This window comes from Mesorhizobium sp. M1182, from assembly GCF_040318335.1.
Taxonomy (GTDB): Bacteria; Pseudomonadota; Alphaproteobacteria; order Rhizobiales; family Rhizobiaceae; genus Mesorhizobium.
Genome location: NZ_JAMYMD010000002.1, coordinates 342,773 through 361,358 on the forward strand (window position 1 = coordinate 342,773; position 18,586 = coordinate 361,358).

The window sequence follows — 18,586 nt, forward strand, 5'->3', positions numbered from 1 at the left end:
GCTGCGCCCAGGAGCAGTGGCGGGCGGTGGCAGCGCCGCCAAAGAGGCCGGCCTGTTTGTGCGTGAAGGTCGGCCTGGCACCAAGCCCTTGCTTTGAGCAAAACCGCTGCTCATGCCGGGTCATGCCCGAAGCCGGTAGTTGGGCGACACGCTCGAAGGAACTCGCTGAAATCTTGCCCGTTATGCTCTCGTTGAGATGAGGAGAGCTGCCATGGCCGACGACAAAACCGAGACCGACAGTCGCGACCGCTCACGAGTGGCGGGCGGCGAAGACTACGAGGTACGTCACTTCGCCGAGGAAGCGGGCATTACCCCTGAGCAGGCGCGCACGCTGATCAAGCGCCACGGCACCGACCGCAAGGTGCTGAACGAAATCGCCGAGAGCATAAGAGCGTCGTAATGGCTGACAAGAAAACCGCAATGGCCGACCGCAAGACGCGCGATCTGGACGAAAAGCAGGCTCTGCGCCTGGCCGAAACCACCGACGTTTCGCCGAAGCAGGCGAAGGATCTGATGCGCAAGCACGGCAAGGACAGCCCGAAGGTCGAGAAGGAAGCCAAGAACTTCAAGGCCGAGGGCTGAGCTGCCCAGCCGGTTGGACGCGCGGCATGGGGCCGCGATCCTGCGGCTTATCGGTTTTCTAACAAATTCGGCCTATCCCTTCCGCTATCGCGGCTCAGGGATGCCATATGCGCGGGATATCTGGTGGGGCGAGGCCGTCGATAGACGACATACGGCATGTGAGGCTGATGTTTTGCCTGGTGGCGGCGGTCGTGATGGCGGCGGCGCTCCTCGCCTTTGCCCACTCCCTCCTGCAGGATCCCGATAGCTGGTGGCACATCAAGGTCGGCATGGATATGCTGGCAAGCCGCACATTCCCCACCGTCGACATCTATTCCTACACTTTTGCCGGCCAGCCATGGATCGCCAAGGAATGGCTTAGCCAGGTTCTCCTTGCAATTGCCTTTCAAGCCGGCGGCTGGAACGGCGTGGTGCTGCTGGCGGCTGCAGTAATCGCGCTGACGGCCTTCTTGACGTCGTGGTATCTCAGCGCGTGGTTGAAGCCGACGCTGGCGATAGGACTGACGCTGGTTCTCGCGCTCTTGATCGGGCCAATCTATGTCGCCCGGCCGCACATCTTTACCTTGCCCATCATCGTCGTCTGGACCGCTGGACTTTTCCAGGCCGCACGCAACGAGAAAGCACCGCCCTTATGGCTGCTGGCGCTGCTTTGCCTGTGGGCCAATCTCCATGCCACCTTCACCTTCGGTTTCGTCATCGCCGCCTTCGCCGGGCTCGATCTCGTCATGCGCACACGCTTGTCGAACCCCCGGCTGCTGGCCAAGTGGATCGCTTTCGGGCTGCTTTGCCCGCTGGTCAGCCTGCTCAATCCCTATGGCGTCAAGGCCATACTCGCCACATTCACCGTGGCCTATGGCAATGAGGCGGTGCCTTACATTGCGGAGTGGCAACCCTTCGACGCCGCGCGGCACACCCTCCAGGAGGTAGCCCTGCTGGTGGCGCTTTTCGGGCTGCTCGTGTCGAGATTGCGCATTGGCTGGGCCAAGGCGCTGTTCCTTGTCTTCACGTTGCACGTCTATCTCACCCACATACGGTTCATGTACCTGTTCTTTCTTCTCGTGCCGGTGGTCCTTGCCGTCGAGGTCGCGCAACAATATCCAGCGCTTTCAGCCGAGAAATGGGCGGCGGAAAAGCGTGACGGACTTGAACAATTTTTCGCACGGCAATTTTCCAGGATTTGTGCTGGACTTGCCGTTTTGCTGGTTTTGGCGGCTGCCGCCTTGACGAGCTATCCGGTCGCGCCGAGCCAGAAGACCTCGGCGAGGGATGCACTGGCCTTTGCCCAAACCCATAATCTGTCGGGCAATCTGCTGAACTCCTACGATTTCGGCGGCACGCTGATTTTCCATGGTATCAGGACGTTCATCGACGGCCGCGCGGATCAGCTCTTCCTGAATGGCTTTACGGAAACGGATGAGCAGACGGGGCACAGCCGGGGCAAGCCGATCCTGAAAGCCCAACTCGACAAATATACGATAGGCTGGGCGTTGTTGACCGCCGACGACAGCCGCATTCCGTTCTTCGACGAACTGGGCTGGAAGCGGGCCTATGCGGACGATTACGCGGTGATCTACACCCGCGCGGACTGAGCCCCGGCAGCTTCGCGCGCCGGTGCGCACCTCCCTCCTGAAGCTTCGGCCAGCGCCGAGGCGGCGAAATCCTTATGGGATTTTGATTTCTTTGCTCCGCGTCCCGTCTCGAACCTTTATGGCACTTTGATCCATATTCACAGGAGCGGTGTATCCAGCCGCCCATATGATGCGGCGACGGGTTGGGCAGTTTTGTCCAAATTAAAAGAACAAACACGATATAGGAAAATGCATTATGGACATATTTGTTGTCGCGATTGGAATCGCGTTCTTTGCTCTATGCTTCGGCTACATCAAAGCCTGCGACAAGCTGTAAGTTTAGGGGATCGTAACATGCTTTTCGACTATATCCTCGGCGGCGCCGTGACCTTGTTTCTTCTCGCCTACCTGACATACGCCCTCGTTCGCCCGGAACGCTTCTGATCTCCGCTGGCAAGGAGCCAACCCCATGACAATCAACGGATGGCTGCAGATCCTCGTCTATTGCGGGATCGTCGTTCTGCTGGCCAAGCCGCTCGGCGGCTACATGCATCGCGTTTTCAGCGGCGAGCGCACATTCCTGTCGTCAATTCTGGCCCCGCTCGAGCGCGGGCTCTACCGCATATCAGGGACCAGCGAGCGCGAGGAGCAGCACTGGACCTCCTATGCGGCCGCCCTGCTGTTCTTTAACCTGGCCGGCTTCCTGGTGCTCTATTTCCTGCAACGGCTGCAAGGCGGCCTGCCCTACAATCCGGCCGGCATGACCGCCGTCGAACCTGAGCTGGCCTTCAACACCGCCGCCAGCTTCATGACCAACACCAACTGGCAGAACTACGGCGGCGAAAGCACGATGTCCTATCTCGTGCAGATGGCCGGCTTGACCGTGCAGAATTTTCTGTCGGCGGCGACTGGCGTCGCCATTGCGGTCGCATTGATCCGCGGCTTTGCCAGAGCCTCAGGCAAATCGATCGGCAATTTCTGGGTCGATATGACCCGCGGCACGCTCTACCTGCTTTTGCCCTTTTGCATCGTGTTGACTCTCGTCTATGTCTATCTCGGCATGCCGCAGACGCTCGCTGCCTACGTCAACGCGACGACGCTCGAAGGCGCGCAACAGACTATCGCGGTCGGGCCGGTCGCTTCCCAGGTTGCCATCAAGATGCTCGGCACCAATGGCGGCGGTTTCTTCAACGCCAATGCAGCGCACCCGTTTGAAAATCCCGACGCGATCTCGAACCTGATCCAGATGGTGACGATCTTTGCCCTCGGCGCGGCGCTGACCAATGTCTTCGGCCGCATGGTAGGCAACCAGCGCCAGGGCTGGGCAATTCTGTCGGCGATGGGCGTGCTGTTCATCGCTGGCGTTGCCGTCTGCTACTGGGCGGAAGCCGCCGGCAATCCGCTTGTTCATGCGCTGGGTGTCGACGGCGGCAACATGGAGGGCAAGGAGAGCCGCTTCGGCATCGCCCTGTCGGCACTGTTTGCCGTCATCACCACGGCCGCATCCTGCGGCGCGGTCAACGCCATGCATGACAGCTTCACCGCACTCGGCGGCATGATCCCCATCATCAACATGCAGCTCGGCGAGGTCATTGTCGGCGGCGTCGGCGCCGGCTTCTACGGTATCCTGATGTTCATCGTCATTGCCGTTTTCGTCGCCGGGCTGATGGTCGGACGCACGCCCGAATATCTCGGCAAGAAGATCGAGGCCAAGGAGGTCAAGATGGCTATGCTGGCCGTGCTCTGCCTGCCGCTTGCAATGCTGATCTTCACTGCTATCGCGGTGGTGCTGCCGACCGGCGTTGCTTCCATCGCCAATGCCGGCCCGCATGGCTTCTCCGAGGTTCTCTATGCCTACACCTCGGCCGCGGCGAACAATGGCTCCGCCTTTGGCGGCCTCAGCGGCAACACGCCCTGGTACAACGTAACGCTCGGCATCGGCATGCTGATGGGCCGGTTCCTGGTCATTATTCCGGCGTTGGCGATTGCTGGCTCGCTGGTTGCGAAGAAGACCGTCCCTGCCTCCGCCGGCACCTTCCCGACCGATGGTCCGCTGTTCGTCGGGCTGCTGGCCGGTGTCATCCTGATCGTCGGCGGCCTGACCTTCTTCCCGGCCCTGGCGGTCGGACCGATCGTCGAGCACCTGGCGATGATTCACGGTCAGACATTCTGAAACGGCGATGCCCTGGTTCAAGATCATACCTCGAAAGGTCCGGCATCGCCCCGAGCCGGAGGGGGAGAAAACGCCCCCTCCTTTCCCGACGCTGTCCACATTCCTCGCTATTGCGGCAGCCTTGATCATGATCTGGCTGCTGGCTTACGGGCCGCCGCACCTTCGTTCGGCACACGATCGACCGGTCAACAACATCGACACTGGAGCTACCAAATGAGCCCGTCGAAATCCGTGAGCATCATGGATACCCGCATTCTGTGGCCCGCTATCGGCGGTTCCTTCAGAAAACTGAACCCGCGCACCTTGATGCGAAACCCGGTGATGTTCGTCGTCGCCGTCGTCTCGGCGCTCACCACCGTGCTGTTCGTCAAGGATCTCGTTACCAGCGGCGGCGATCTTGGCTTCACGCTGCAGATCATCATCTGGCTGTGGTTCACCGTGCTCTTCGCCAATTTCGCCGAAGCGGTGGCCGAAGGCCGCGGCAAGGCGCAAGCTGACTCGCTGCGTCGGGCGCGAACCGAGACGCAGGCCAAGCTGTTGAACGGTGGCGACCGCAGCAAGTTCAAACTGGTGCCCGGCACCAGCCTGAAGGTCGGCGACACCGTGCTTGTCGAAGCCGGCGACATCATCCCCTCGGACGGCGAGGTGGTCGAAGGCGTGGCGTCGGTCAACGAGGCGGCCATCACCGGCGAATCCGCACCGGTCATCCGCGAATCCGGAGGCGATCGTTCGGCGGTGACCGGCGGCACGCAGGTCTTGTCCGACTGGATCCGCGTGCGCATCACTGCGGCTGCCGGTCATACGTTCCTCGACCGCATGATCTCGCTGGTCGAGGGCGCCGAGCGCCAGAAGACACCCAACGAGATCGCGCTCAACATCCTGCTCGTCGGCATGACGCTGATCTTCGTGCTGGCGACGGCGACGATCCCGAGCTTCGCCTCGTATTCGGGCGGCTATATCCCGGTGACCGTGCTGGTCGCCCTGTTCGTTACCCTGATCCCGACCACAATTGGCGCCCTGCTGTCGGCTATCGGCATTGCCGGCATGGACCGCCTGGTGCGCTTCAACGTGCTCGCCATGTCGGGGCGCGCCGTCGAGGCGGCCGGCGATGTCGACACGCTGCTGCTCGACAAGACCGGAACCATCACGCTGGGCAACCGTCAGGCGACGGCATTTCGTCCGGTCAAGGGCGTCACCGAACAGGAACTGGCCGACGCGGCTCAGCTTGCCTCGCTTGCCGACGAAACGCCGGAAGGCCGCTCGATCGTCGTCCTGGCGAAGGAAAAATACGCTATCCGCGCCCGCGACATGGCAAGCCTGCACGCGACTTTCGTGCCCTTCACCGCGCAAACCCGCATGAGCGGTGTCGATCTGGAAGGCTCCTCGGTCCGCAAGGGCGCAGTCGATGCGGTACTTGCCCACGTCAACCTCTCGACCGTTGCCACAGGCAGTATGCGCCCCGGCAGCGACACCGTCCGCGACCTTCAGGCGATCGCCGACGAGATCGCCAAATCGGGTGGCACTCCACTCGCGGTCGAGCGCGACGGGCGCCTGCTCGGCGTCGTCCATCTGAAGGACATCGTCAAGGGCGGCATCGCAGAACGCTTTGCCGAATTGCGCCGCATGGGCATCCGCACGGTGATGATCACCGGCGATAATCCGATGACCGCGGCGGCGATCGCGGCGGAAGCCGGCGTCGACGACTTCCTTGCCCAGGCGACGCCCGAGGACAAGTTGAAGCTGATCCGCGACGAGCAGGCCAAAGGCAAACTGGTCGCGATGTGCGGCGATGGCACCAACGATGCGCCGGCCCTTGCGCAGGCCGATGTCGGCGTTGCCATGAACACCGGCACGGTCGCGGCGCGCGAGGCCGGCAACATGGTCGATCTCGACAGCGATCCGACCAAGCTGATCGAGATCGTCGAAATCGGCAAGGCGCTGCTGATGACGCGTGGCTCGCTGACCACCTTCTCCATCGCCAACGACGTGGCCAAGTATTTTGCCATCATCCCGGCAATATTCGCCGCCTTCTACATCGCCCCGGGCCAGACCGCCGGGCCGCTGCAAGCGCTCAATGTCATGCATCTGGCGACGCCGCAGAGCGCTATCCTCTCGGCCATCATCTTCAACGCGCTGATCATCATTGCGCTGATCCCGCTGTCGCTGAGGGGCGTCAAATACCGCGCGGTCGGCGCCGGTGCGCTGCTCAGCCGCAATCTCATTGTCTATGGCCTTGGCGGCGTCGTAGTGCCCTTCGTCGGCATCAAGATGATCGACATGGCCATCACCGCTCTCGGTCTCGCCTAAGGAACCACGTCGATGCTCAATCAAATCAGGCCCGCGATCGTCATGATCGTCTTCTTCACCATTCTGACGGGTTTGGTCTATCCGATCGGCATGACCGGCATTGCCCAGGCGCTGTTTTCGCGCCAGGCCAATGGCAGCCTGATCGAGAAGGACGGCAAGCTCGTCGGTTCCGAGCTGATCGGCCAGGCTTTCGAAAGCGACCGCTACTTCCATGGCCGCCCGTCGGCTGCCGGCGACGGCTACAATGCCGCCGCCTCGGGCGGCTCGAATCTCGGCCCGACCAACCCGAAGCTCATCGACAGGATCAAGAGCGACGCCGAAAAGCTGAGAGCCGAAAACCCGAGCCAGCCGGTACCGATGAATCTGGTCACCACGTCCGGCAGCGGCCTCGATCCGCATATCAGCCCCGATGCGGCCTATTTTCAGGTTGCCAGGGTGGCCAAGGCCAGGGGCGTCGATGAATCCAGGATCAAATCGCTTGTCGACAGCCATGTCGAAGATCGCGAATTGGGATTCATCGGCGAGGCGGTAGTCAATGTGCTGGCCCTCAACCTTGCGCTGGACGATGCCATGAAACAGTGAAGGACCGGCGCCGGGATCGACACCGAAGCCGGCGCCGTTCATGATTGACCCGTATGCCAGACGACAGACGCACCGCCGAAACCAGGCCCTCTCCCGACGCGCTGCTCGAGCATGCCGAGCGGGAGGAGCGCGGCCGCCTGAGGATATTTCTCGGCGCCGCCCCCGGTGTCGGCAAGACCTACGAGATGCTGATGTCGGGCCGCGCCAGGCTGGCCGACGGGGTCGACGTGGTGATCGGCATCGTCGAGACGCACGGCCGCAAGGAAACCCAGACGCTGGTCGAAGGCTACGAGGTCATTCCTCGCCTTGAGATCGATTACAAGGGGCGGATCCTTGAGGAGATGAATCTCGACGCCATCCTCGCCCGGCACCCGGCGCTAGTTCTGGTCGACGAACTCGCCCACACCAACGTCGCCGGCAGCCGTCACCCCAAGCGCTATCTCGACGTCCAGGAAATCCTGACGCACGGCATCGATGTCTACACGACGCTGAATATCCAGCACGTCGAGAGCCTGAACGATGTCGTGGCGCAGATCACCCGCGTCAGGGTGCGGGAAACTGTCCCCGACTCCATAATCGACCAGGCCGACGACATCGAGATCATCGACCTCACCCCCGACGATCTGATCAAACGGCTTGAGGAAGGCAAGGTCTACATCCCCAGCACCGCCCAGCGCGCCATCGAGAACTATTTCTCGCCGGGCAATCTGACGGCGCTCCGGGAATTGGCGCTCCGCCGCACTGCCCAGCGGGTCGACGAGCAGTTGCTGACCCACATGCGGGCCCACGCGATACCCGGGCCTTGGGCGGCGGGGGAAAGGGTTCTCGTCTGCGTCGATGCGCGTCCGGGCGGGGCGGCCCGTGTACGCTATGCGCGGAGGTTGGCCGACCGGCTCCGCGCCCCTTGGACGGCGCTTCATGTCGATACCCCTCATTCAGCGGCCATGCCCGAGGAGGACAAGGATCGGCTGGCGACGCAGCTGCGCCTTGCCGAGCAGCTCGGTGCCGAGGTGACGACCATTCCGGGTCAGAACGTCGCGCAAGACATCGTTCGGCATGCGACGGCGAACAACTTCACCCATATCGTGATCGGCAGGCCGACCCGATCGCGTTGGCGGGAATTGATCGAAGGCTCGCTCACTTACGATCTCATCCGCAATGCCGGCGACATCAGCGTCCATGTCATTTCGGGAAACGAACGCAACGCCGAGGCGACTTCGAGGACCGTCAAGGCGGCGGACGAGCAGTGGCAGTTCGAGATCTGGCCCTATCTCAGGGCCACGGCCTATGTTGTTGGCTCGCTCGCCTTCGCCGTCCTTCTCGACCAGTTTCTCGACGTCCGCAATCTGGCGATCATCTTTCTCATTGGGGTCCTGACGTCGGCGGTGACCGGCGGTCTCTGGCCGGCTTTGTATGCCTGCCTCATCAGCGCCATTGCCTTCAACTATTTCTTCCTAGAACCACGCTACACGCTGACGATCGAGGATCCGGAGAGCATCGTTGCGCTGGCTGTCTTCCTGGTTGTTGCGGTCATTGGCAGCAATCTAACAGCGCGCGTGCAGCGTCAGGCGGTCGCCGCGCGCTCGCGGGCACGCGCCACAGAAGATATTTATCTCTTCTCAAAGAAGCTCGCCGGCGCTGGGACGCTTGATGACGTTCTCTGGGCGACTGCCTTCCAGATCGCCTCGATGCTGAAGCTGCGCGTGGTGCTGCTTCTGCCGGAGAACGGCACGATTGCGGTCAAAGCCGGCTACCCACCCGACGACACGCTGGCCGAGGCCGACATCGCAGCAGCCCGCTGGGCCTGGGAGCATAACCGCGCCGCCGGGCGCGGCGCCGACACGCTGCCCGGAGCAAAGCGCCTCTATCTGCCCTTGCGGACCGGACGCACGGCGGTAGGCGTTGTCGGCCTCGACAACGACAAGCAAGGTCCGCTGCTGACACCCGAGCAGCAGCGTCTGCTCGATGCGCTCGCCGACCAGGCGGCGGTCGCCATCGAGCGCATCCAGCTCGTCGCCGATGTTGACCGGGCCAAGCTTGCGGCCGAGGCAGACCGTCTGCGCTCGGCCTTGCTCACCTCCATTTCCCACGATTTGAAAACGCCGCTTGCCGCCATCATGGGCGCGGCCGGAACACTCAGGGACTTCGAGGCCGCGCTTCCCGAGCAGGACCGGGCGGAACTGCTGTCGACCGTGCTCGATGAAGCGGAGAGGCTTAACCGCTTCATCGCCAATCTGCTCGATATGACCAAGATCGAATCCGGCACGATGGAGCCGAACTATGCGTTTCACTATCTCGGCGACATTGTCGGTTCAGCTCTGTATCGGGCCCGCAAAATCGTCGGCGAGCATAAGACCGAGATCGACATTCCATCGGATCTGCCGATGTTGCGGGTCGACCCCGTTCTGTTCGAACAGGTGCTGTTCAACCTCCTCGACAATGCTGCAAAATACGCGCCGCCAGGTTCGACGATCCGCCTGCAAGCCTGGGCCGACAACGGCTTCGTCATCCTGCAGATCATGGATGAGGGACCAGGCATTCCGCCAGCGGATCTAGAGCGCGTTTTCGACACTTTCTACCGTGTGCGCAAGGGTGACCAGGTGCGTGCCGGCACGGGGCTCGGCCTGTCGATTTGCCGCGGCTTCATCGAAGCGATGGGCGGGACGCTCTTGGCGGCAAACAGGTCCGACCGCTCGGGGGCGGTTTTCACCATCAGGATGCAACTGGTGCCGGCGGAACTGCCCAATCTCGGCGAACCCGAGACGGGCCATCAAAATATGGACGATCTGGCATGACGAGCCTGGACGTCAGGATATTGGTGGTCGACGACGAACCGCCGATCCGGAAACTGCTTCGCGTCGGGCTTGGCAGCCAAGGCTATGCGATCAGCGAGGCGCCGAACGCCAGGGCGGCGATTGAACTCATCGCGACGGAAAAGCCGGACCTTGTGCTGCTCGATCTCGGCCTGCCCGGCATGAGCGGGCATGAGCTGCTCCGCAAATGGCGGGATGATGGCCTGGACATTCCCGTGGTTATTCTTTCCAGCCGCACCGACGAGGCCGGCATCGTCTCGGCCCTCGAACTCGGCGCCGACGATTATGTCACCAAGCCATTCGGTATGAACGAGCTTGTCGCACGCATCCGCGTCGCGCTTCGCCACAAGTTCCAGCAGCAGGGTGAGAGACCGGTGTTCCAGACCGGCGACCTCTCCGTCGATCTGGTGAAGCGCGTCGTCAAGATCGAGGACAAGGAGATAAAGCTCTCGCCGAAGGAATACGACATTCTTCGCACCTTGGTGCAGCACGCCGGCAAGGTTCTCACCCACCAGTTCCTGCTGAAGCAGGTCTGGGGCGATTCCACCGACGTTCAATATCTCAGAGTCTATGTCCGGCAACTCAGGCTAAAGATTGAAAAGACGCCCGACCAGCCCCGCTATATCACGACCGAGACCGGCGTCGGATACCGGCTGCGCGAAGTCGATTGACGCGACGAGCATCCGAAGCCGAAATGCCTCTTCCAATCTGCTTCAAATCAGCGGCGGCCATGGCGTCGCCGGACAAAAGCCCTATATTAAAAGAAGATTGGTTTTGTGCGGGAATGAACGAATGCCACGGCTTCGTCTATTGACGTTTTTAGGGTCGGCAATGCTGACTGCGTCGATGCTGTCGGGCGTAAATCCTGCTGCATCGGCACAGGTCGGCAGTCCCGCCGATCGCAACGTGTTGATCCAGCAAGACCAGTTGCAGATGTTGGAGAACAGGCTGCGGCGGCAGCAATACCAGCAGCAGCAACAGCAGTACCGTGCCCTGGATCGCCAAATCCCAATACCGCAACGGCAGGAGGTGCCGCAGATGAGGCCAACTTGCCAGTTGCTGCCGTCAGGGAGCGGCTTTGTCAGCACCTGCCGCTGACGACCGGTCCCTTTCATTTATTTAGCCGACTTATATACTGGGGAAACCGCTCCGCCTGCGCCCCATTGAAAGCGGGCGAGTTTGCAACGCTGCCCTTGCCGTCTGGGCACCGATTCGACTGGATTATCGAATGGCAGCCAGCAAGAAGAAGGTTGTACGCAAGGCAAGGAAGGGCGACGGGGTTCGCCAGGTCGCGGCGATTCCCTTTCGGCTGAACGAGCATGGCGATGTCGAGGTGATGCTGGTCACATCGCGAACGACGAGGCGCTTCATCGTACCGAAGGGCTGGCCGATGAAGGGCAAGAGCGGCCGCAAGGCAGCCACCATCGAAGCACAGGAAGAAGCCGGTGTTCTCGGCAAGACACTGAAACAGCCTGCCGGCACCTACCACTACTGGAAGCGGCTGGCGAACCGCTTCGTTCGCGTCGATGTCGTCGTCTATTTGCTTGAGGTAACCGAGGAACTTGCCAAGTGGCAAGAAGCCAAGAGACGGCAGCGGGCATGGCTGACGCCGACCGACGCGGCGTTGCTGATCGACGAGCCGGATCTTTCGACGCTGGTGAGGAACATCAGGATTGCCGAACTGGAGCATAATCCCAAAAAGCAGAGTCCGGCGTTCGGAAAAGATCCCGCTCAATAGAAGATGGAGGCATGCCCCAACTGTGTCGGGATGGAATTGGTTTCCAGCGCCCGCCGCCCCCGTCTCTTGAACCGATGCCTCACTGACTGCCATCGTCTTCCTCGGGCAGAGGCCGCGCCGGCGTGCCGGTATAGGCCCACAGCCATTCGCGCGGCAGTGGCCCTTTGTTGCGTTCGCTCTCCTGCGACTGTTCCCATGCATGTGCGAGGATGCCGACGGAGCGCGACAGCACGAAAAGGCCCCGCGTCAGCGGCGGCGGGAAGCCGAGCTCGCCGTAGATGACGGCCGTGGCGCCGTCGATATTGAGCGGGATTTTTTTGCCCTTGCGCCGCGAAACCTCGGCCTCGACCATCTCGGCGATATCGGCGAAGCGCCCGCTGACGACGCCGCGCGCGGCAAAGTCACGGGTCAGCTCGATGAGGCGGGGCGCCCGCGGGTCGACCGGGTGGAAGCGATGGCCGAGCCCGGGCACATAACCGTCCTCCCCAGCAAGGAAATGATCAACCCGCAGCGACACGGCGCCCGTGAGGGGCACGCCGGCGTCCACTTCAGCGGCGATGTCGCCGTAGAAGGAAAGCGCCTGTTCGCCGGCGCCGCCATGCACATCGCCAAGCACGTTGATGGCAGATGCCATGGCGCTGTTGATGCCGACGCCGCACGTGATCGCCATGCGGGCGATGGCGATCGACGGCGCCTGCGGCCCATGGTCGACGGCAGCACCCAGCGCGATGCCGAGCAGCGCCGCCTGCTCCTCGCTCGGCAGTTCGCCGCGCAGCATGAGCCAGATCATTGCCGGAAAGCTGACGCGACCGATCAGATCCTGGATTTCATAGCCGCGCAGCCGGATGACGCCGGGGCGCATCTCGATGATGCCGGTCTGCCACCATTCCTCGCCGCGCGCGCGGCCAGCCTTGTTTTCCGTGTCGCTCATGGCTTCTTTTCCGTGCCGCTCATGCCTTCGCTCTTTTCTTGGCGCGTGGCGGCAGGTTGGCAAAAACTTCGTCCATATGCTCGCCCAGCCCCGGCGGCGGCCTGCTCGGCAAAGGTGCCTCGCCATCGACCATGAAGCCGCCGCGCACCACGGTCAGCGGCCTAGCCATCCCGGACACGGCCTGGAAGCGTACCGTCATGCCGCGCTCGATCACTTGTCTCTCTTGCAGTACCTGCGGGATTGTCAGCACCCGGCCTGCCGGCACGCCGGCGCGATTGAACGTCTCCTCCCAGGCGGCGGCCGAGCCGCTCGCCAAGGCATCCTCGATCAGCGCTTTCAATGCAATGCGGTTCTGCTTGCGCGTTTCGCGCTCGGCAAAGCGGACATCCGACGCCAACTCCGGCCGACCGATCAACCGGCACAGTGTGACGAACTGCTCTTGCTTGTTGGCGGCGATGTTGAGCAAGCCGTCGCCGGTGCGAAACGCGCCAGACGGTGCGGCCGTCATGTTTTCATTGCCCATCGGCTGCGGCTCGACGTCCGCCGTCAGATAGTTCGACACCGGCCAGCCGAGCGCAGAAAGCGTGCATTCGAGCATCGACACGTCGAGGAACGCGCCCTCGCCAGTCGTCTTCTGCTTGACCAGTGCGGCGGTAATGGCGAAGGCTCCGACCAGCCCGCCAAGCGTATCGGCGACGGGATAGCCGACACGCAGCGGCGCCGTTTCCGGTGTACCGGTGATGCTCATGATGCCGGAAAGACCCTGGATAATCTGGTCGTAGGCTGGATTGTCGCGCATCGGCCCGGTCTGGCCGAAGCCCGATATCGCACAGTAGACAAGGCTTGGCCGGACCTCCTTCAGCCTGGCATGGCCAAGCCCCAGCCGGTCCATTACGCCGGGGCGGAAATTCTCGACCAGCGCGTCGGCCGAAGCGACCAGATCGAGGAAGCGTTCGCGGTCGGCCTCCTGCTTGAGATCGAGCGCCACCGAGCGTTTGCCGGCATTCTGCGCCAGGAACGAAGCGCCCATGCCCGCCCGGTTGAGCTCCGGCGAGGCGCCGAGCTGGCGCGCCAGATCACCACCTTGCGGCGTCTCGACCTTGATGACGTCGGCCCCGAGCAACGCCAGCTGGTAGGCGCAATAGGGGCCGGCCAGCACATTGGTCAGGTCAAGGACGCGGATGCCGGAAAGCAGGTCTGTCATGACGTCACGAACAGCTCAGGCATCGCCCGGCACGTGCTCCGGTCCACGCATGCGCCTGTGCTCGATGTAGGCCCAGATATGCGGTCCAACCAGGCCGATGAAGGCCAGCGTCAGCAGCGTCAGCGACAGCGGATGCTTGTAGAACACCGTCCAATCGCCGTTCGAGATGGTCATCGCGCGGCGGAACTGCGTTTCCGCAAGCGGCCCGAGAATCATGCCGATGATGACCGGCGCGGTCGGGAAATCGAAACGCCGCATCAGGAAGCCGGCGGCACCGAGCAGATAGAGGATGACGAGGTCGATCGGCGATTGCGAGATACCGTAGGTGCCGACCGTGGCGAACACGAGGATGCCGGCATAGAGCTGCGGCGCCGGGATCTTCAGCAATCGCACCCAGAGCCCGATCAGCGGCAGGTTGAGGACGACGAGGATGACATTGGCGATGAACAGGCTGGCGATCAGCCCCCACACCAGGTCGGCCTGCGTCGTCAGCAGCAGCGGCCCCGGATTGATACCGTAGCTCTGGAACGCCGACAGCATGATCGCGGCCGTCGCCGAGGTCGGCAGGCCGAGCGTCAGCATCGGCACCAGCACGCCGGCCGCGGATGCATTGTTGGCGGCCTCCGGCCCGGCAACGCCCTCGATGGCGCCGACGGTGCCGAACTCCTCCTTGTGTCTGGAGAGTTTCTTCTCGATCGCATAGGAGAGGAAGGTCGGGATTTCGGCGCCGCCGGCCGGCATGGCACCGATCGGGAAGCCGATCAGGGCACCGCGCAGCCATGGCTTCCACGAGCGCGCCCATTCGGCCGCGGTCATGTAGAGCGAGCCCTTCAACGGCACGATATCGTCCTTGCCGGCATAGCGGCGCGAGGCCATGTAAAGCGTCTCGCCAACGGCGAACAGGCCAACGGCGACGACGATGACGTCGACGCCGTCCAACAATTCGCTCATGCCGAAGGTGAAGCGCGGCTGCCCCGTCTGCAGGTCGACGCCAATCATGCCGACGACGAAGCCGACGAACAGACTGGTCAGGCCGCGCACCGAAGACGAGCCGAGCACCGCCGAAACCGTGATGAAGGCCAGCACCATCAGCGAGAAATATTCGGCCGGGCCGAAGGCCAGCGCGAATTTGACGACGATCGGCGCCAGGAAGGCAACGCCGATCGTGCCCAGCGTGCCGGCGACGAAGGAGCCGATCGCCGAGGTCGCCAGGGCCGCACCGCCACGGCCGGAGCGGGCCATCCGGTTGCCTTCCAGCGCGGTGACGATGGTGGCGCTTTCGCCAGGCGTGTTGAGCAGGATCGATGTCGTCGAGCCGCCATACATGGCGCCGTAGTAGATGCCGGCAAACAGGATGAAGGATGCCTCCGGCGCCACCTGATAGGTGATCGGCAACAGCAGCGCGATGGTCAGTGCCGGCCCGAGGCCGGGCAGCACGCCGATGGCAGTCCCCAGCGTGGTGCCGACCAGGCACCATATGAGATTGATCGGCGAGAAGGCGACCGAAAATCCGTGCGCGAGATGGCCAAGCGTTTCCATGGCGTCAGCCCCTCAGCATGGCAACGATCGAATCGACGGTCGCATTCAGCTGGTTTTCGATGAAGCCGGCACCGATATTGACGCCAAGCGCCCTGGCAAAGCCGAAATAGGCGGCCAGCGCCAGGATCAGCCCGAGCAGCACGTCACGCAGCGGACGCCGGCTGCCGAAACCGTGGCAGATGAGAACGAACATGATGACAGATGCCGCGGTAAAGCCGAGCGGCTGGATCAGCACCAGATTGGCGATCAGTCCGAGGGCGACGATGCCCATCGCCTTCCAGTCGGTCGGCGTCTCCTTTTCGTCCTCCGGCTCCCATCCGCCCCGCAAGGCGGCAATGATGAGCAGCAGCGACAGGATCATCATCCCGGTCATGGTGATGTAGGGAAAGACGGTCGGACCGACCTTGGAATAGAGCGGCGAGACCGGGATTGCCAGCGTCTGCCAGGCAACCGCACCCGCACAGGCGAGGAGCCCAACGCCGATCAGCAGTTCGGGCACTGCAAGGCGCGGCGGCGCCTGCTGGTCGCTGGTGCTCATCATCGTCCTCCCAATGCCAGCCCCGAGGGCCGGTTCTCCCTGGACCGGTCTCACTCGGCCGATCTCGGCCTAGTTTCACCTCCGGCGCCGCGTATGTCCATGCGGCTGGCGAAAATCGGCAAGGGTTGGGCGCAGGCCGCCCCTTGCCGAGAGCATCACGCCAGGCCGAGGTCCTTGAGGATCGTCCCGATGCGGGCCGTGTCTTCGGCGACGAATTTCGCATAATCGTCACCGGTGAGCAGGATCTGCGTCCAGTTACGGTTCTTGCATTCGGTGGCCCAGGCGTCGCTCTTGGCCATGGTCTCGATCAGCTTGATCATTGCTGCCTTGTCGGCGTCCGAGACGCCGGGCGGTGCGAAGACGCCGCGCCAGTTGAACAGCTCGACATCGATGCCGGCTTCCTTCATCGTCGGCGCATCAATTCCCTCCTGGCGTTTATCCGCGGAGATGGCCAGCAGCCGCAGCGCACCCGCCTTGACCTGTTCGGCGAACTCGCCATAGCCGGAGATGCCGGCCGCGACCTGGTTGCCGAGCAGCGCCGACAGCGCCTCGCCGCCGCCGGCAAACGGCACATAGGAGAGATTGGTGGCCGGAACACCGACGGTCTTGGCGATGAGGCCGAACAAGATGTGGTCCGAGCCGCCAGCCGAACCGCCGGCGACCGGAACCTGCGTCGGGTCGGCTTTGAGGGCGGCAACAAAGTCGGCCGCAGTCTTGAATGGCGAGGCGGCCGGCACCACAAGCGCCTCGAACTCGCCAGTAAGGCGGGCGATTGGCGTGACTTCGGTAAGGTTGTTAGCCGCCTTGTTGGCGATGATCGCGCCGACCATGACCATGCCAGCCACCATCAGCGCATTGCCCTTGCCCTTCCACTGGTTGACGAATTGCGGCAGGCCGACAGTACCGCCGGCGCCGCCGACATTGGTGATCTGCGAGCCGGAGATCAGTTTTTCGCTGCGCAGCACCTGGTCCATGGCGCGCGCCGTCTGGTCCCAGCCGCCGCCCGGCGCCGCTGGCACGAAAATCTGCAGCTGCGGCGCGTCCTGCGCGAAGGCGGGAATAAAATGCGATGCCGCGAGTCCGGCAGCACCTGCTGCCGCGGTGCTCATCAAGAATCGGCGTCTGTTCAGCATGGGATTCCTCCAAATCGCGACACCTCCTCCGGTGCCTGCCAGAAACGTGGCCTGACTTCAGACCCGCTCGATAAAATTCATGCAGAGTTTGCGTCTTCCTGTCAAAGACAGAACACGCCGCATGCGGCACAATCGGCCTGCACGATTTTCAGGCTGGCGAACCGGACGCCCGAAGACGACGTGGCAGGCAGTGCCAAACAACATCCGTCAGGGTTGCCGCTCCAGCAGGATGGTCGGCTTGCCTTGGTAGACGGTTCGCAGCACTTCGCCATAACCACATTTTGCCGCGACGTTCAGCGATCCGGTGTTTTCCGGATCGATGATGCAGACGGTCTTCGCGGCGCCGAACGTCTCGTCGCCCCAGGCAAGCACCCGTGCGACGACTTCGCTGGCCAACCCGTGGCCATGCGCGCCCAAAACCAGAGCCCAGCCGGCCTCCGGAATGCCCTCGATCGACGGCGTCATGTCGCGTTTCAGATCGTGAAAGCCGGCCTCGCCGATGAAGCGGCCAGTCGCTTTTTCCTCGATCGCCCAGAAGCCGTAGCCCAGAAGCGACCACAGGCCGGCGTGGCGCAGGAAGCGCATCCAGCTTTCCTCCCGCGTGCGCGGCTTGCCGCCGATAAAGCGGGTGACGGCGGGATCGGCCCACATCGCGACATAGGCGTCGAAATCGTCAAGCCGGTGCGGCCGCAGGACCGTGCGCGAGGTCTCAATTACTGGGGCGACAATTGTATGCGGACTGGCCATGGTCATGTCTCGGTTGTTGCCCGTGCAGGTCTTCCAAAAGTGGGGACAGCGACACGCCCGAGACGGGAAATCCAAATCCGTTGCGAAAAACAAGAGCCAAGGCTGTGTAGATCATCTTCCAGGCTGATGTGAATCCTGCCAGGCGGTGTTAGTTTTTCTCCAGTACTGGTTCAGGCGCGTTGGGTTCCGGCGCTGCCGTCCGACAGAGGGAAAACAGCATGGACACGACCGACCTTGTGCTTGCCATCTTCCATCATCTGCTGGTGTTTTCGCTGGCAGGCATCATCGGCGCCGAGTTCGTCCTGATCCGCAGCGACTTGTCCGCCGCGACGCTGAAGCGGCTTGTCGGCATCGATCGCCACTACGGCATCATCGCCATGCTGATCATCGTCGCCGGCATCGGCCGCGTCATCTATGGTCTCAAGGGCTGGGAATTCTACGTCTACAACTGGATGTTCTGGGCAAAGATGGCCGCCTTCGCAATTGTCGGCCTGTTGTCGATTATCCCGACCGTCCGATTCCTGTCCTGGAACAGGCAGGCGAGCGCCAGTCCCGGCTTCCAGGTGCCTGCGGCGGAGCTAGCGTCCGTTCGCAGCTATGTCCGCACCGAGGCCTTCATCTTCCTCTTGATCCCGGTGTTCGCGGCGGCGATGGCGCGCGGCTACGGTTATTAAGATAGGTCGGAGGAAGGGCATCGCGCGGCCCAACCTTTCCACTCATTTGCGCGGACA

The 18,586-nt window shown here is 62.8% G+C and carries 18 protein-coding genes; 12 read left to right on the forward strand and 6 right to left on the reverse strand.

From position 1 onward, the window contains the following. The first annotated feature begins 211 nt into the window (after positions 1-211). The 11 genes from NKH33_RS04200 (at position 212) to NKH33_RS04250 (ending at position 11,763) form a co-directional block, all read left to right on the forward strand. Complete coding sequence (locus tag NKH33_RS04200) at positions 212-400, forward strand: DUF3606 domain-containing protein (protein WP_352918298.1); 189 nt, start codon at positions 212-214, stop codon at positions 398-400. Further along, a complete protein-coding gene (locus NKH33_RS04205; protein ID WP_352814468.1) occupies positions 400-582 on the forward strand; it encodes a hypothetical protein in 183 nt (60 codons plus the stop codon). Before NKH33_RS04200 ends, NKH33_RS04205 begins: the two co-directional genes overlap by 1 nt. 107 nt (positions 583-689) lie before the next feature. Beyond that, positions 690-2,171: a hypothetical protein gene (locus NKH33_RS04210; protein WP_352918300.1), complete on the forward strand. Its 1,482-nt coding sequence runs from the start codon at positions 690-692 to the stop codon at positions 2,169-2,171. A 333-nt stretch (positions 2,172-2,504) separates the two neighbouring features. Further along, a complete protein-coding gene (locus NKH33_RS04215) occupies positions 2,505-2,594 on the forward strand; it encodes a K(+)-transporting ATPase subunit F (protein WP_023675300.1) in 90 nt (29 codons plus the stop codon). Between the two features lie 25 nt (positions 2,595-2,619). Then, the gene (gene kdpA, locus NKH33_RS04220) at positions 2,620-4,323 is read left to right on the forward strand and encodes a potassium-transporting ATPase subunit KdpA (protein WP_352539403.1); all 1,704 of its coding nucleotides are present in this window, start codon (positions 2,620-2,622) and stop codon (positions 4,321-4,323) included. Positions 4,324-4,536: 213 nt separating this feature from the next. Beyond that, positions 4,537-6,630 (forward strand): potassium-transporting ATPase subunit KdpB, encoded by a 2,094-nt coding sequence (gene kdpB, locus NKH33_RS04225; protein WP_352539404.1) that lies wholly within the window; start codon positions 4,537-4,539, stop codon positions 6,628-6,630. 12 nt (positions 6,631-6,642) lie between these two features. Beyond that, positions 6,643-7,212: a potassium-transporting ATPase subunit KdpC gene (gene kdpC / locus NKH33_RS04230; RefSeq protein WP_023675296.1), complete on the forward strand. Its 570-nt coding sequence runs from the start codon at positions 6,643-6,645 to the stop codon at positions 7,210-7,212. 53 nt (positions 7,213-7,265) lie between these two features. Further along, the gene (locus tag NKH33_RS04235; protein ID WP_352767753.1) at positions 7,266-10,007 is read left to right on the forward strand and encodes a DUF4118 domain-containing protein; all 2,742 of its coding nucleotides are present in this window, start codon (positions 7,266-7,268) and stop codon (positions 10,005-10,007) included. Then, on the forward strand, positions 10,004-10,696 hold the full coding sequence (locus tag NKH33_RS04240; RefSeq protein ID WP_352818277.1) for a response regulator transcription factor: 693 nt from the start codon (positions 10,004-10,006) through the stop codon (positions 10,694-10,696). Before NKH33_RS04235 ends, NKH33_RS04240 begins: the two co-directional genes overlap by 4 nt. Positions 10,697-10,856: 160 nt before the next feature. Beyond that, on the forward strand, positions 10,857-11,123 hold the full coding sequence (locus tag NKH33_RS04245; RefSeq protein ID WP_352469452.1) for a hypothetical protein: 267 nt from the start codon (positions 10,857-10,859) through the stop codon (positions 11,121-11,123). Between the two features lie 130 nt (positions 11,124-11,253). Beyond that, complete coding sequence (locus tag NKH33_RS04250; protein WP_352469451.1) at positions 11,254-11,763, forward strand: NUDIX hydrolase; 510 nt, start codon at positions 11,254-11,256, stop codon at positions 11,761-11,763. Positions 11,764-11,842: 79 nt separating this feature from the next. On the opposite strand, the gene NKH33_RS04255 is transcribed toward NKH33_RS04250, so the two are convergent. From NKH33_RS04255 to NKH33_RS04280, 6 genes are all read right to left on the reverse strand, one after another. After that, complete coding sequence (locus NKH33_RS04255; RefSeq protein ID WP_352469450.1) at positions 11,843-12,694, reverse strand: citryl-CoA lyase; 852 nt, start codon at positions 12,692-12,694, stop codon at positions 11,843-11,845. Between the two features lie 19 nt (positions 12,695-12,713). Continuing rightward, positions 12,714-13,898, reverse strand: a complete 1,185-nt coding sequence (locus NKH33_RS04260) for a CaiB/BaiF CoA transferase family protein (RefSeq protein WP_352469449.1) — start codon at positions 13,896-13,898, stop codon at positions 12,714-12,716. Between the two features lie 15 nt (positions 13,899-13,913). Beyond that, positions 13,914-15,437: a tripartite tricarboxylate transporter permease gene (locus tag NKH33_RS04265; protein WP_352469448.1), complete on the reverse strand. Its 1,524-nt coding sequence runs from the start codon at positions 15,435-15,437 to the stop codon at positions 13,914-13,916. Positions 15,438-15,441: 4 nt separating this feature from the next. After that, on the reverse strand, positions 15,442-15,975 hold the full coding sequence (locus NKH33_RS04270; RefSeq protein WP_352918376.1) for a tripartite tricarboxylate transporter TctB family protein: 534 nt from the start codon (positions 15,973-15,975) through the stop codon (positions 15,442-15,444). A 155-nt stretch (positions 15,976-16,130) separates the two neighbouring features. Then, positions 16,131-17,108, reverse strand: a complete 978-nt coding sequence (locus tag NKH33_RS04275) for a Bug family tripartite tricarboxylate transporter substrate binding protein (RefSeq protein ID WP_352453995.1) — start codon at positions 17,106-17,108, stop codon at positions 16,131-16,133. A 207-nt stretch (positions 17,109-17,315) separates the two neighbouring features. Next, entirely contained in the window at positions 17,316-17,861 is a 546-nt protein-coding gene (locus NKH33_RS04280; RefSeq protein WP_502896413.1) for a GNAT family N-acetyltransferase, read from the reverse strand. A gap of 212 nt (positions 17,862-18,073) precedes the next feature. On the opposite strand from NKH33_RS04280, the gene NKH33_RS04285 reads away from it, so the two are divergent. Beyond that, on the forward strand, positions 18,074-18,529 hold the full coding sequence (locus NKH33_RS04285; protein WP_352469445.1) for a DUF2214 family protein: 456 nt from the start codon (positions 18,074-18,076) through the stop codon (positions 18,527-18,529). Positions 18,530-18,586: the final 57 nt, after the last annotated feature.

Bases quoted from the DNA above. Each gene is read 5' to 3' on its own strand.
- NKH33_RS04200 (WP_352918298.1), top strand. From the start codon at position 212: ATGGCCGACGACAAAACCGAGACCGACAGTCGCGACCGCTCACGAGTG.
- NKH33_RS04205 (WP_352814468.1), top strand. From the start codon at position 400: ATGGCTGACAAGAAAACCGCAATGGCCGACCGCAAGACGCGCGATCTG.
- NKH33_RS04210 (WP_352918300.1), top strand. From the start codon at position 690: ATGCGCGGGATATCTGGTGGGGCGAGGCCGTCGATAGACGACATACGG.
- NKH33_RS04215 (WP_023675300.1), top strand. From the start codon at position 2,505: ATGCTTTTCGACTATATCCTCGGCGGCGCCGTGACCTTGTTTCTTCTC.
- kdpA (WP_352539403.1), top strand. From the start codon at position 2,620: ATGACAATCAACGGATGGCTGCAGATCCTCGTCTATTGCGGGATCGTC.
- kdpB (WP_352539404.1), top strand. From the start codon at position 4,537: ATGAGCCCGTCGAAATCCGTGAGCATCATGGATACCCGCATTCTGTGG.
- kdpC (WP_023675296.1), top strand. From the start codon at position 6,643: ATGCTCAATCAAATCAGGCCCGCGATCGTCATGATCGTCTTCTTCACC.
- NKH33_RS04235 (WP_352767753.1), top strand. From the start codon at position 7,266: ATGCCAGACGACAGACGCACCGCCGAAACCAGGCCCTCTCCCGACGCG.
- NKH33_RS04240 (WP_352818277.1), top strand. From the start codon at position 10,004: ATGACGAGCCTGGACGTCAGGATATTGGTGGTCGACGACGAACCGCCG.
- NKH33_RS04245 (WP_352469452.1), top strand. From the start codon at position 10,857: ATGCTGACTGCGTCGATGCTGTCGGGCGTAAATCCTGCTGCATCGGCA.
- NKH33_RS04250 (WP_352469451.1), top strand. From the start codon at position 11,254: ATGGCAGCCAGCAAGAAGAAGGTTGTACGCAAGGCAAGGAAGGGCGAC.
- NKH33_RS04255 (WP_352469450.1), bottom strand. From the start codon at position 12,694: ATGAGCGACACGGAAAACAAGGCTGGCCGCGCGCGCGGCGAGGAATGG.
- NKH33_RS04260 (WP_352469449.1), bottom strand. From the start codon at position 13,898: ATGACAGACCTGCTTTCCGGCATCCGCGTCCTTGACCTGACCAATGTG.
- NKH33_RS04265 (WP_352469448.1), bottom strand. From the start codon at position 15,437: ATGGAAACGCTTGGCCATCTCGCGCACGGATTTTCGGTCGCCTTCTCG.
- NKH33_RS04270 (WP_352918376.1), bottom strand. From the start codon at position 15,975: ATGAGCACCAGCGACCAGCAGGCGCCGCCGCGCCTTGCAGTGCCCGAA.
- NKH33_RS04275 (WP_352453995.1), bottom strand. From the start codon at position 17,108: ATGCTGAACAGACGCCGATTCTTGATGAGCACCGCGGCAGCAGGTGCT.
- NKH33_RS04280 (WP_502896413.1), bottom strand. From the start codon at position 17,861: ATGACCATGGCCAGTCCGCATACAATTGTCGCCCCAGTAATTGAGACC.
- NKH33_RS04285 (WP_352469445.1), top strand. From the start codon at position 18,074: ATGGACACGACCGACCTTGTGCTTGCCATCTTCCATCATCTGCTGGTG.